Raw genomic sequence first — 13,580 nt, 5'->3', positions numbered from 1 at the left:
GGTGCGTGTGATGCAACAGCAAAAACCGCTGGAAGGCGCGCAGCTCGTCATAATGACGATCGCGCTGTCCCTGGCGACATTCATGCAGGTGCTGGACTCCACCATTGCTAACGTGGCGATCCCCACTATCGCCGGGAACCTCGGCTCTTCATTGAGCCAGGGAACCTGGGTGATCACCTCATTCGGGGTAGCGAACGCTATCTCTATTCCGATCACCGGCTGGCTGGCAAAACGCTTTGGCGAAGTAAGACTCTTTATGTGGTCAACTATCGCCTTCGTCATTGCGTCATGGGCATGCGGGATGTCCACCAGCCTGAACATGCTGATTTTCTTCCGCGTAATCCAGGGTATTGTCGCCGGTCCATTAATTCCGCTGTCACAGAGCCTGTTGCTGAATAACTATCCACCCGCCAAGCGCTCCATCGCCCTCGCGCTATGGTCGATGACGGTGATTGTTGCCCCGATATGTGGTCCTATTCTGGGGGGCTATATCAGCGACAACTATCACTGGGGCTGGATATTTTTTATCAACGTGCCAATCGGGGCTGCGGTGGTATTGATGACCCTGCAAACCCTGCGCGGCCGGGAAACCAAAACCGAGCAGCGGCGCATTGACGCCATTGGTCTGGCACTGCTGGTCATCGGTATCGGCAGTTTGCAGATTATGCTCGACCGCGGCAAAGAGCTGGACTGGTTCGCCTCGCAGGAGATTATCATCCTGACGGTGGTCGCAGTGGTTGCTATCAGCTTCCTGATCGTCTGGGAACTTACCGACGAGCACCCGATTGTCGATCTCTCGCTGTTTAAGTCGCGCAACTTTACCATCGGCTGCCTGTGTATTAGCCTGGCCTATATGCTCTACTTCGGCGCCATCGTCCTGCTGCCGCAGCTATTGCAGGAGGTTTACGGCTATACGGCAACCTGGGCTGGTCTGGCGTCCGCGCCGGTAGGGATTATTCCGGTGATCCTGTCGCCAATTATCGGCCGCTTTGCGCACAAGCTGGATATGCGTCGGCTGGTGACGTTCAGTTTTATTATGTACGCCGTCTGTTTCTACTGGCGCGCGTGGACGTTCGAGCCGGGTATGGACTTTGGCGCATCGGCCTGGCCGCAGTTTATTCAGGGGTTCGCAGTAGCCTGCTTCTTTATGCCGCTGACGACCATTACGCTGTCCGGTTTACCGCCTGAGCGTCTGGCGGCTGCATCGAGCTTGTCTAACTTTACGCGAACGCTGGCTGGCTCTATTGGTACATCGATTACAACAACGATGTGGACTAACCGTGAGTCGCTGCACCATGCTCAGCTAACGGAATCTGTTAACCCCTACAACCCAAATGCTCAGGCAATGTACGACAAGCTGCAGGATTTAGGGATGACGCACCAGCAGGCGTCAGGGTGGATAGCTCAGCAGATCACTAATCAGGGTCTGATTATTTCCGCCAACGAAATCTTCTGGATGTCGGCGGGTATCTTCCTGGTTTTGCTTGGTCTGGTGTGGTTCGCTAAACCACCCTTCGGCGCGGGCGGCGGCGGCGGCGGAGCGCACTAACTATCTGATAAAAGGGATCTGCGGATCCCTTTTTTATTGTGGCCAGCATCAGAAATAATATTTGAATCTCAGGCGTCCGCCGTAACGTGCATCTTCGCTGTTGTCGCCATTGTTCGGATCGGCCTCAACCCATGAGGCATAAGCACCGAGATAGATATTAAAGTTTCTCATATTCATTACGTTAGGGAATAAGTATGAGGCATGGATGGTGTGAATATCATAGCTGCCCGGATCGGTGATCCAGCAGTCTTCCTCGCAAACGGCCTCCAGGTTAGTGGCATTGAAAGCGTCAATGTTGTTATGCGCATAGATATAGCCCAGTTCGAATCGATGCCACAACGCGTTCACCCCAGCGGTAAAATCGGTCTCATCGGTCGCGTCCATATAAGCAGTATTCAGGTTAATCACCGCGCCGTCTTCCGCATCGGTTTTTTGTCCGTCCCAGGTCATGGTAAAACCATACCCCGTACGATCGGACTGATCGATCCACTTCCCGTTCTCATAATAGCCGTAGGCGTTGTTAACGACGTTACTTTCCATCGCCACTGCCGTCGAGAAACGCCCGTTTTGCCAGGCGATCACCGGGCGCACGTAAGCCACGTTTTTATCATTGGTTAAGTCCATCCCGTGGTACTGCTTCTCGGTATAGAGCGTACTGCCATTTTCCATCAATGTATTCACTTCAAAATACCAGTTATCGATGGTTTTACTTATCAGGAAATTACCGCCGCTGTCGCTACGTCCACGCCCCTCTTTCATCATATAAATATAGCCATAGCCATCACTGTAAAGATCATTCGCCGTATTACCTGAATATTCAATAAACGTATCCTGATTCAGCGGGAACATATCGTACGCTTCAAAACGTCCGACCTTAATTTGCCAGTCTTTTTCCTGGCCAAAAAAGAACACTGCATCATCGAGATTCATTTTTCCGGTCAGGTCTGCCAGCGGCTGAACTGAGAATCCGGCGAAATTACCGTTGTTCAGTCGTTGGTAGCCATCAAACCCTAATAGCAGACGCCCGTTGATATCCCAACGTTCATTCGTTCCCGGCGCCCAATCTTTATTTGCTGAAGTTCTGGTTGATGTCAGGCTACCAGAACGGCTTGCCGCATCCATATTAAACTCAACGTCGCCATAGAACTTGATATCGCTAAAACCGGATAGCGTTAACTTGGGTGGATTTTCCGTAGAGGCGGAGGGTTCAGCAGATTGTACTTGCACCGTCGGCGCTGCGGCTACCTGCTGCTGCCTCAGCGAGCGAATTTGCGATTCAGCATCTGCGGCTCGCTGTTCGGCATTAATCACGCGCTGCTCCAGTTCAGCAAGACGCTGTTCAATAGCGGTATTTGCTGCCCAAAGGTTATGCGAAAAGCAAGCGCCGACCACAAGCGCTAAATATTTCACCTTCATTTTTTATCCCTAAAGTTTAATGTATACCAGATAAGATTTGATAAAAACCCCATCCACCAGCGATGAAAAGAGTCTTTTTATTACCTGGATATCTGGCGTATTCCATTATGTTTTTCTATTAATTATTTATGTTTTTTGATTTATGTGATCGGTGTGAGCTGGCATCGTTAATTATCCATTATTTTCTGTTTACCAGATCACGTTTTGTTATTTAACAGGTCACCAATTAATTAGCTTAAATTATATTCCTGTCGTAAATATAATAGATATAGATTATATGAAGAAATAAAAAACCCCGGACATAAACCGGGGTTAATTTAAATACTGGAACAGCTAATCAATAAGACTAAATATGCAGTTCCTGCAATTTCTCTTTCGGCAGCGCCAGCTCTTCATTGCTGTTCACGCGTACATCACGCTCCAGAATATGACGCGCGATATCCTGTGCTTCGCTAAGAGAGTGCATCTGATACGTACCGCACTGGTAAACGTTCAGTTCCGGGATCTGGTTCTGATCCTGTACTTTCAGCACGTCCGCCATTGCCGCTTTCCACGCATCGGCAACACGCTGCTCGTCCGGCGTACCAATCAGGCTCATGTAGAAGCCGGTACGGCATCCCATCGGAGAGATATCAATAATCTCAACGCCATTACCGTTCAGATGGTTACGCATAAAACCTGCAAACAGGTGCTCCAGCGTATGGATACCTTTCTCAGGCATGACTTCTTTGTTCGGAATGCAGAAACGCAGATCAAACACGGTGATTGCGTCGCCATGCGGGGTGTTCATCGTTTTTGCAACCCGGACCGCGGGAGCTTCCATCCGGGTGTGATCGACAGTAAAACTATCTAACAACGGCATTTAGCCACCTCCGATAAATTTTTTAAAAATAATCTGAACTCTTTGTTCCGGGGCGAGTCTGAGTATATGAAAGACGCGCATTTGTTATCATCATCCCTGTTTTCAGAGATGAAATTTTGGCCACTCCCGAGTGGCCTTTTTCTTTTGTATCAAGCGTGCTTTTCCAGCCACACGCTAAACGGCTCAGTATCAGCCGCTTCAATCTCCTGCTGACGACGCTTCGAAGCCTCGGTTTCAGCAATAAATTCAGCTTCCTGCAATATTTCTAATGGCTCTTCACGCAGCAGATTTCGGTAAGCCTCACCCAGCGCTTTGCCCGTACCGCCAATGCCTTCATCAATCATAGACCGTAGGATCCGGGCAGAGAAAGTCAGTTCAGGATTGTCAAAACAGACAACCAGTTCATCACAGACCTTCTGATACTCCTCTCCCCCATCGATGCTGTCCAGCGTTTGTGCCACGCGTTTCAGATCGCGGAACAAATCTTTCCCAACCTTAGGCAGCGGGAACTGGGCTGTTTCACAGCCAATACCTAACGTCAGTCCAGGCTTACGCCCTTCGAGAATCACACGATTCCAGTTTTTACGTGTACACAGCAATTCATCACTGCTCATTTCCGGGGCATCGGCCAGCGCACACCAGACCATAAACAGATCGAGGAAGCGTACCTGCTGCTCGTCCACGCCGATCGGTGAGAACGGGTTGATATCCAGCGAGCGTACTTCGATGTACTCGATACCGCCACGCAGAAGCGCATCAGATGGTGTTTCACCACGACGAGTAACGCGTTTCGGGCGGATAGGCGCATACAGCTCATTTTCAATCTGCAGAACGTTGCTGTTGATTTGCAGACGCTTACCGTCTTTCTCCAGACCGATCGCCGCGTACTCCTCGGAAGGAGTCTTAATCGCACGCTTTAATCCTGCCACATACTCATGCAAATCGTTAAACGTAATTCCAAGATTGCTTTGCGACTTATTGGTATACCCCAAATCACTCAGACGCAGCGATGTCGCGTACGGCAGGTAATACATTCCACAATCGGTTTTTTCAAACGGCAGGGTTGTCGGTTTTCCTTGCAGGAAAGAGGAACAAATGGCCGGAGAGGCGCCAAACAGATACGGGATCACCCAACCAAAACGGTAGTAGTTGCGGATCAGACGGAAGTAGCCCGCGGAGATCTTCTCTTTAGCATCTTCGCCTTCGGTTACGCCGCACTTCGCCTGCCAGAAAGCCATTGGCAGCGAGAAGTTGTAGTGTACGCCCGAGATTGTCTGCATCAACGCACCGTAACGGTTTTTGAGGCCTTCACGGTACAGCGTCTTCAGGCGACCGGTGTTCGACGTGCCATACTGCGCCAGTTCGATATCCTGGCCTTCGGCAATATAGCAAGGCATGCTCAACGGCCACATACGCTCGTCGCCAAGGTTTCTGGCGGTATAACGATGCAGGTCGCGCATGAATGTGAGCATTTTCTCAATGTCATCGCCTGGCGGAGTGATAAATTCCAGCAGCGCCTCGGCAAAGTCAGTAGTTATCCATTTATGCGTTAGCGCTGAGCCTAACACCTCAGGATGGCCTGTCGTTGCTAATGACCCATCTGCATTAACACGCAGCGTTTCGCGCTCCAGACCACGTTGAATCCCCTTTAACGCCTGAGGATGGTTTTCCAGCCAGGCCAGCGCCTGTGATACGTCCGGGATCAAATTGACCTCCCGCCTGTCAAAATCGTTTTAATTAGCATAATGGTATTGGTTACCCTGAAGGCTATCTCACAACACAATTAGTGCCACCACATAATGCCTTGCGTCGTAACCGCTGCGACAACAACATAGCGCAGCGCCTTGCCAAGGCATAAGAAAAAGAGAACTGGACCCCACGAGATGCGCATCCACCCGGCTAACAGGCATAATAAATCACCTACAACCGGCATCCAGCTTAATAATAGTGTGACAGCGCCATAGCGCCGCAGCCAGCCAGTGGCTTTTTCTTGCCAGCGCGATGTTTTACGCAAAGGAAAGAAACGCCCAAGGATAACGTTAGTTAACCCTCCAAGGCTATTACCCATTGTTGCTGTTAAGACTAAGACCCAGGGATGACTTATCCCGGAGACCAGCAAAGCAACTAAAACAACTTCAGAATTGCCGGGTAATAGCGTGGCGCTGAGAAAACTACTGGCAAACAGTGACAGGAGCGACAGTCCATCACTCACAATAACCGGACATCCACGGCGTCCATTCCCGCAGCGTGCGCCGCCTGTATTCCAAAATCGGCATCTTCAAACACGACGCAACGAGCCGGAATAACCCCCATACGTTCGGCACAAAGCAAAAACGTATCAGGAGCAGGTTTGTGGCGTTGTACGTGATCGGCTGCGACGACAGCATCAAAATAGCGACGCAGTCCAAGGTGAGCGAGCAGCGCTTCTGCAATTGCGCTTTCACTCCCCGTTCCTACCGCCATAGGCCGGCGACCATACCAGGCTTTCACGACGTCAACCAACGGCAGAGGCTGGACGCTATCCAGCAACATGCTTTTCACCTTGTCAGTTTTCTCGCGCGCTAAGGCATGGGGGTCAAGATCGGCATGATTCAATTCAATTACCGACTGGGCAATACGCCACGTTGGGGAGCCGTTGAGGGCGACCATGGCTTGTTCATCAAACCGCAGCCCATATTGCCCCAATACCTCATGCCACGCCTTACGGTGCGTTGGCTCAGTATCCAGGATGGTGCCATCCATATCAAAAATCAAACCCGCATAACGTTCGTACATCGTCTTCTCACAAGCCGAATGACCAGACGTTATTTTATCGTAATTGATTGATTTTGTCGCTGACAGCGAATTGAAGGGTGTTCAGAGAGTATGTGGAAATAATTTAAAGGGGGAGATGGTGCATCCGGGAGGATGACTCACTAGCGTTCGCCCTGCGGGCCGTTGCTGGAGCAACGTTATCCTTCCTGGTGCTCGCGATTATCTCGCAGACCATGAAACAACAGTTTTGCTGCTATCTCGGAGAAGATGGTGCATCCGGGAGGATTCGAACCTCCGACCGCTCGGTTCGTAGCCGAGTACTCTATCCAGCTGAGCTACGGATGCATCGGGAATTGCTGTTTACTACTGATACTGCAAAGAAGATGGTGCATCCGGGAGGATTGCTCGGCTGCGCCTCGCCCTGCGGGCCGTTGCTGAAGCAACGTTATTCTCCCAGGTACTGGCGATTATCTCGCAGACCATGAAACAACAGTTTTGCTGCTATCTCGGAGAAGATGGTGCATCCGGGAGGATTCGAACCTCCGACCGCTCGGTTCGTAGCCGAGTACTCTATCCAGCTGAGCTACGGATGCATCGGGAATTGCTGATTACTACTGATACTGCAAAGAAGATGGTGCATCCGGGAGGATTACTCGGCTGCGCCTCGCCCTGCGGGCCGTTGCTGAAACAACGTTATCCTCCCTGGTGCTCGCGATTATCTCACAGACCATGAAACAACAGTTTTGCTGTTATCTCGGAGAATATGGTGCATCCGGGAGGATTCGAACCTCCGACCGCTCGGTTCGTAGCCGAGTACTCTATCCAGCTGAGCTACGGATGCATCAGGAAAACTTACTTACTGCAGATTTGATATCGCTGCTAAAGTGATATCGATTTCCGTAACAACGCTAATGCGTTATTGCAGAGAAGATGGTGCATCCGGGAGGATTCGAACCTCCGACCGCTCGGTTCGTAGCCGAGTACTCTATCCAGCTGAGCTACGGATGCAAATGGCGGTGAGGCGGGGATTCGAACCCCGGATGCAGCTTTTGACCGCATACTCCCTTAGCAGGGGAGCGCCTTCAGCCTCTCGGCCACCTCACCAACACGCCTCTTGCGAGTGCTTCGAAGAACTTGTTTCTGCTCATCGTCGCTGCGTGGCGCACATATTACTTTCTGGGACTTATAAGTCAAACAATTTTTCCAGAGCTTTTATCGTTTGCACATTTCACGCGCAATTAGTCTGCAAAAACGGCAAAAAGAGTGTTTTATCAACAGATAAATTGGCAATTTCCTGAAGCAGTGAACAAACGGAAACTTCCTCGGGAAAGGCATTACGCCCAGTAGAATCGAAAAAATGGGGAGGACGAAGAAGAGAAGAGAAGAGAAGAGAAGAAAAAGGGTGACTCAATCAGGTTGCGCCTCACCAGAAAGGTGAGACGCGAAAACCTTAGTAACTGGACTGCTGGGATTTTTCAGCCTGGATACGCTGGTAGATCTCTTCACGATGGACAGAAACTTCTTTCGGGGCGTTTACGCCAATGCGCACCTGGTTGCCCTTCACCCCTAAAACTGTCACGGTGACCTCATCGCCTATCATGAGGGTCTCACCAACTCGACGAGTCAGAATCAGCATTCTTTGCTCCTTGAAAGATTAAAAGAGTCGGGTCTCTCTGTATCCCGGCATTATCCATCATATAACGCCAAAAAGTAAGCGATGACAAACACCTAAGTGTAAGCAGTCACGGCATCACATTCTGTTAAACCTAAGTTTAGCCGATATACACAACTTCAACCTGACTTTATCATTGTCGATAGCGTTGATTCGCATGCCGTAACTTAGGGTTTCGGCATGCGCTGACGCTTATAGTTATTACAGTTTTGCGCTGACCCAGCCTTTCACACTGGCTAACGCTGCAGGCAGAGCCGCTGCATCCGTACCACCGGCTTGCGCCATGTCCGGACGACCGCCACCCTTACCGCCGACCTGCTGAGCGACCATTCCAACCAGTTCCCCTGCTTTCACGCGATCTGTCACGTCCTTAGACACACCCGCAATCAGAGAAACCTTACCTTCCACTACCGTTGCCAGAACGATAACGGTAGACCCCAGTTGATTTTTCAGATCATCAACCATGGTACGCAACATTTTCGGCTCAACGTCCGCGAGTTCACTGACCAGCAGCTTCACACCGTTGATATCAACCGCTTTGCTGGAAAGATTTGCACTCTCCTGCGCCGCAGCCTGTTCCTTCAATTGCTGCAATTCTTTTTCCAGTTGACGTGTACGCTCCAGCACGGAACGAACTTTGTCAGCGATATTCTGGCTATCGCCTTTCAGCAGCTGCGCAACATCGCTTAAGCGATCGCTCTCAGCATGCACGGTTTGGATAGCGCCTTCACCGGTTACCGCTTCGATACGACGAACGCCTGCCGCAGTACCTGACTCGGACACTATGCGGAACAGACCGATATCACCCGTACGGCTGGCGTGAGTACCGCCACACAGTTCGGTAGAGAAATCACCCATGCTCAGAACGCGCACATGGTCGTCATATTTCTCGCCAAACAGCGCCATTGCGCCTTTGGCTTTTGCCGCTTCGAGATCCATGATGTTCGTTTCAATCGGCAAGTTGCGACGGATTTGCGCATTCACCAGATCTTCAACAGCACGGATTTCAGCAGGCTTCATCGCTTCGGTATGAGAGAAGTCGAAGCGCAGCAGTTTATCGTTAACCAGCGAGCCTTTCTGTGCCACATGTGTGCCCAGAACCTGGCGCAGCGCCGCGTGCATCAGGTGCGTTGCGGAGTGGTTCAGGCGAATACGCGCACGACGCGCTTCATCCACATCAGCCTGTACTGCATCACCAATTTTCAGAGAACCCGCAGACAGCTTGCCAATGTGACCAATGGCCTGGCCATATTTCTGTGTGTCGCTAACGGCAAACGCAAAACCTGCGCCTTTCAGTTCACCATTATCGCCAACCTGACCACCAGATTCCGCATAGAACGGCGTCTGATCCAGTACGACAACAGCGTCCTGACCAGCGTTAATTGCGTCTACCGCTTTACCATCAACAAACAGCGCAGTGACTTTGCCGTTCAGTTCCAGCTGCTCGTAGCCTTTAAATTCAGAGGCGCCATCAACACGAATCATTGCATTGTAGTCTGCGCCAAAACCGCTGGCTTCACGCGCACGACGGCGCTGTTCTTCCATTGCAGCTTCAAAGCCAGCTTCATCAACCTTAATGTTACGCTCGCGGCAAACGTCTGCCGTCAGGTCAACAGGGAAACCGTAAGTGTCATACAGACGGAATGCGGTTTCGCCGTCCAGCGTATCGCCAGACAGTTTTGCCAGTTCTTCATCCAGCAGCGCCAGACCACGCTCCAGCGTACGCGCAAACTGCTCTTCTTCGGTTTTCAGAACCTGCTCAACCATAGCCTGCTGACGCTTCAGTTCTTCACCAGCAGAGCCCATGACGTCCACCAACGGACCAACCAGCTTGTAGAAGAAGGTATCCTTCGCGCCTAGCATGTTGCCATGACGTACCGCGCGGCGAATGATACGGCGCAGCACATAGCCACGGTTTTCATTCGACGGCACAACACCATCGGCAATCAGGAACGCACAGGAACGGATATGGTCGGCGATAACGCGCAGCGACTTGTTGCTCAGATCGGTCGCGCCGGTGACTTTCGCCACGGACTCAATCAGTGAACGGAACAGGTCGATTTCATAGTTGGAGTTAACGTGTTGCAGCACGGCCGCAATACGCTCCAGACCCATACCGGTATCCACGGACGGTTTCGGCAGCGGTTCCATGGTGCCGTCAGCCTGACGGTTGAACTGCATGAAGACGATGTTCCAAATCTCAATGTAGCGATCGCCATCTTCTTCTGCGCTTCCCGGAGGCCCACCCCAGATATGGTCGCCGTGGTCGTAGAAAATTTCGGTGCATGGACCACAAGGACCGGTATCACCCATCTGCCAGAAGTTGTCGGAAGCATAAGCCGCACCTTTGTTATCACCTATGCGGATGATACGTTCGCGCGGAATACCGACTTCTTTTTCCCAGATTTCATAGGCTTCATCGTCAGTTTCATAGACGGTGACCCACAGACGCTCTTTTGGCAGGGCAAACCAGTTTTCACCGGTCAGCAGTTCCCATGCATATTGAATAGCATCGTGTTTGAAGTAATCGCCGAAGCTGAAGTTGCCCAGCATTTCGAAGAAAGTGTGGTGACGTGCAGTGTAACCGACGTTTTCCAGGTCATTGTGCTTACCACCCGCACGTACACAACGCTGCGAGGTGGTTGCGCGGGAATAATTACGCTTGTCGAGGCCAAGGAAAACATCCTTGAACTGGTTCATCCCGGCGTTGGTAAACAACAAAGTAGGGTCATTGTTCGGTACCAGGGAGCTGCTGGCAACTACCTGGTGTCCTTTACTATGGAAAAAATCGAGAAACGCCTGACGGATCTCAGCGGTGCTCTTGCTCATAATTATCCTGAAGAAATCAAGCTAACGAAATGTCATTACCAGCATCGGCAAGCAAACTGCGCCTCTGGCAATCGAAAAGTGGGAATAAGATAAGTTTTCTTTACTGGGAAGTAAAATCCCGTATGCGGTCAATCGTCAAAATTTCGCCATATTGCCTGAATATCTTCCATCAGATAGCCGCGATAGAGCAAAAAACGCTGGACCTTTACCTTATCTGAAAAATCGACAGGTAAAGGTTCACCGTACTTCCGAATGGCCTGCTCACGCGCAAGCACTGCCCAGTCAATTTCGCACTCACGCATGGCCCGCTCGATAGCTTCACGCGTGATCCCTTTTTGGTTTAATTCCTGGCGCACCCGGGCAGGTCCATAACCTTTGCGGCTACGGCTGGCGATAAACTGCTGCACGAAGCGATCATCATCCAGATAACGACTTTCAATACACCAGGCGATGACCTTGTCGTAATCCTCCGGCGTGGCATCAATTTCTTCTGGTCCATTTTTCCCCATCACCGGAGCGGCCAGCTTGCGCCGCAGTTCCTGCTCGCTGTGATCGCGCATCGCCAGAATACGTACGGCGCGGTCAAGCAGTCGGGAATAAGCGGAACGGCGGGAAGTTGCTTCTGTCATAGTAAGCCTTCAGAAATGAAAAAGGGCTGCATGATATGCAGCCCTTTACTATATGCGATTCAAAACATGCGATTCAAAACAGATTATCAGAAATCTTCGTTCGTTTCTTTTACGTCTTCGCCGCTGTCATCAACGGAGAAATCAGGCGTTGAATCCTGGTTATTGAGCAGTAGCTCACGTAATTTCTTCTCAATTTCTTTCGCAGTTGCCGGGTTTTCTTTCAGCCAGTTGGTCGCATTCGCTTTACCCTGACCGATTTTCTCACCGTTGTAGCTGTACCATGCACCAGCTTTTTCAATCAGCTTCTCTTTCACGCCCAGGTCAACCAGTTCGCCGTAGAAGTTGATGCCTTCACCGTAAAGGATCTGGAATTCAGCCTGTTTGAACGGCGCTGCAATTTTATTTTTCACAACCTTAACGCGGGTTTCGCTGCCAACCACGTTGTCACCTTCTTTCACCGCACCAATACGACGGATATCCAGACGAACAGACGCATAGAATTTCAGGGCGTTACCACCGGTGGTCGTTTCCGGGTTACCGAACATAACGCCAATCTTCATACGGATCTGGTTGATGAAAATCAGCAGCGTGTTGGACTGCTTCAGGTTACCGGCCAGCTTACGCATCGCCTGGCTCATCATACGCGCCGCAAGGCCCATGTGAGAGTCGCCAATCTCGCCTTCGATTTCTGCCTTCGGCGTCAATGCGGCAACGGAGTCGACAACGATAACGTCAACCGCACCGGAGCGCGCCAGTGCATCACAAATTTCCAGCGCTTGTTCACCGGTATCCGGCTGAGAACACAGTAGGTTATCGATATCAACGCCAAGCTTACGGGCATAGACCGGGTCCAGTGCGTGTTCTGCATCGATAAATGCACAGGTTTTACCTTCACGCTGCGCAGCGGCAATAACCTGCAGGGTCAGCGTTGTTTTACCGGAGGATTCAGGCCCGTAGATTTCGACGATACGGCCCATTGGCAAACCGCCCGCGCCCAATGCGATATCCAAAGAAAGCGAACCGGTGGAGATAGTTTCCACATCCATGGAACGGTCTTCACCCAGGCGCATGATGGAGCCTTTACCGAATTGCTTTTCGATCTGACCCAGCGCTGCCGCCAACGCTTTCTGTTTGTTTTCGTCGATAGCCATTAATTACTCCTGTCATGCCGCTTTCGGGTTAAACCGCGAAACGTGATAGATAATGTTCTGTTGAGGCAATTATACTGTATGCTCATACAGTATCAAGTATTTTGTAGAAATTGTTGCCACAGGGTTTGTAACGCGTAGGCGGTTGCCTGTCGACGGACCGCATCGCGATCGCCGCTAAAGCATTCCCGGCGGGTAATCCCCTCGCCGCTCGCGCTGGCAAAGGCAAACCATACCGTTCCCACAGGTTTTTCTTCGCTACCGCCATCCGGCCCCGCAATACCGCTTATCGAAACAGCGAAATGCGCACGGGCGGCTTTTAACGCGCCTATCGCCATCTCTACCACCACAGGCTCACTCACCGCGCCATGCTGGGCCAGCGTCTCTTCGCGCACGCCAATCATCTGCGCTTTGGCTTCATTGCTGTAGGTCACAAACCCACGTTCAAACCAGGCGGAGCTTCCGGCAATATCCGTAATCGCTTTGGCTACCCAGCCGCCGGTGCAGGATTCCGCCGTCGTCACGGTTGCCCCGCGCGCTTTCAGCGCCAGGCCAACCTGCTCGCTTAACTGCATCAGTTCACTGTCGGTCATTTCAGCCTCTGTCAGTTAAAAAAATATGCCGGACAAGATAGCACTTTCATGACCAATGTGGGGATGGGGAGAACGTTTTACGAGGGGGATTCCAAAAATTGCTCCGTTGCACAAATAAGACCTGCCGG

General features: G+C 51.2%; 11 protein-coding genes and 5 tRNA genes. 1 reads left to right on the top strand and 15 read right to left on the bottom strand.

Going from position 1 to position 13,580, the window contains the following annotated elements:
- Positions 1-10: 10 nt before the first annotated feature.
- Complete coding sequence (gene emrB / locus GUC46_RS05245; protein ID WP_003037306.1) at positions 11-1,549, top strand: multidrug efflux MFS transporter permease subunit EmrB; 1,539 nt, start codon at positions 11-13, stop codon at positions 1,547-1,549.
- A gap of 48 nt (positions 1,550-1,597) precedes the next feature.
- Here the strand turns inward: emrB and GUC46_RS05240 are convergent, their stop codons facing one another.
- The 15 genes from GUC46_RS05240 to pncC form a co-directional block, all read right to left on the bottom strand.
- Entirely contained in the window at positions 1,598-2,965 is a 1,368-nt protein-coding gene (locus tag GUC46_RS05240) for a carbohydrate porin (RefSeq protein ID WP_048232664.1), read from the bottom strand.
- A gap of 346 nt (positions 2,966-3,311) precedes the next feature.
- Positions 3,312-3,827: an S-ribosylhomocysteine lyase gene (luxS, locus tag GUC46_RS05235; RefSeq protein WP_003037312.1), complete on the bottom strand. Its 516-nt coding sequence runs from the start codon at positions 3,825-3,827 to the stop codon at positions 3,312-3,314.
- 149 nt (positions 3,828-3,976) lie between these two features.
- Positions 3,977-5,533: a glutamate--cysteine ligase gene (gene gshA, locus GUC46_RS05230; RefSeq protein WP_003037314.1), complete on the bottom strand. Its 1,557-nt coding sequence runs from the start codon at positions 5,531-5,533 to the stop codon at positions 3,977-3,979.
- 77 nt (positions 5,534-5,610) lie between these two features.
- Positions 5,611-6,039, bottom strand: a complete 429-nt coding sequence (locus GUC46_RS05225) for a YqaA family protein (protein WP_003839664.1) — start codon at positions 6,037-6,039, stop codon at positions 5,611-5,613.
- On the bottom strand, positions 6,036-6,602 hold the full coding sequence (gene yqaB / locus GUC46_RS05220) for a fructose-1-phosphate/6-phosphogluconate phosphatase (RefSeq protein WP_032949892.1): 567 nt from the start codon (positions 6,600-6,602) through the stop codon (positions 6,036-6,038). Before yqaB ends, GUC46_RS05225 begins: the two co-directional genes overlap by 4 nt.
- Before the next feature lie 247 nt (positions 6,603-6,849).
- A tRNA-Arg gene (locus GUC46_RS05215) sits at positions 6,850-6,926 on the bottom strand.
- Between the two features lie 171 nt (positions 6,927-7,097).
- Positions 7,098-7,174 (bottom strand) — tRNA-Arg (locus GUC46_RS05210).
- Between the two features lie 171 nt (positions 7,175-7,345).
- A tRNA-Arg gene (locus tag GUC46_RS05205) sits at positions 7,346-7,422 on the bottom strand.
- A 90-nt stretch (positions 7,423-7,512) separates the two neighbouring features.
- Positions 7,513-7,589: transfer RNA gene (locus tag GUC46_RS05200), tRNA-Arg, on the bottom strand.
- A 3-nt stretch (positions 7,590-7,592) separates the two neighbouring features.
- Positions 7,593-7,685, bottom strand: a tRNA-Ser gene (locus GUC46_RS05195).
- Between the two features lie 346 nt (positions 7,686-8,031).
- Complete coding sequence (gene csrA, locus GUC46_RS05190) at positions 8,032-8,217, bottom strand: carbon storage regulator CsrA (protein WP_000906486.1); 186 nt, start codon at positions 8,215-8,217, stop codon at positions 8,032-8,034.
- Between the two features lie 237 nt (positions 8,218-8,454).
- Positions 8,455-11,082 carry an alanine--tRNA ligase gene (gene alaS, locus GUC46_RS05185; protein WP_130715430.1) on the bottom strand — a complete coding sequence of 876 codons (2,628 nt, stop codon included), beginning with the start codon at positions 11,080-11,082 and terminating at the stop codon, positions 8,455-8,457.
- A gap of 128 nt (positions 11,083-11,210) precedes the next feature.
- Entirely contained in the window at positions 11,211-11,711 is a 501-nt protein-coding gene (gene recX / locus GUC46_RS05180; RefSeq protein WP_003037326.1) for a recombination regulator RecX, read from the bottom strand.
- An 86-nt stretch (positions 11,712-11,797) separates the two neighbouring features.
- Positions 11,798-12,862: a recombinase RecA gene (gene recA / locus GUC46_RS05175; RefSeq protein WP_003037330.1), complete on the bottom strand. Its 1,065-nt coding sequence runs from the start codon at positions 12,860-12,862 to the stop codon at positions 11,798-11,800.
- A 92-nt stretch (positions 12,863-12,954) separates the two neighbouring features.
- The gene (gene pncC, locus GUC46_RS05170) at positions 12,955-13,452 is read right to left on the bottom strand and encodes a nicotinamide-nucleotide amidase (protein WP_003037333.1); all 498 of its coding nucleotides are present in this window, start codon (positions 13,450-13,452) and stop codon (positions 12,955-12,957) included.
- Positions 13,453-13,580 lie beyond the last annotated feature (128 nt).

The sequence above is a fragment of the Citrobacter sp. LUTT5 genome, from assembly GCF_009905315.1.
Classification (GTDB): Bacteria; Pseudomonadota; Gammaproteobacteria; order Enterobacterales; family Enterobacteriaceae; genus Citrobacter; species Citrobacter freundii.
Note: the sequence above shows the minus strand (reverse complement) of the source record. Positions and strands in the feature narration are given on the sequence as shown.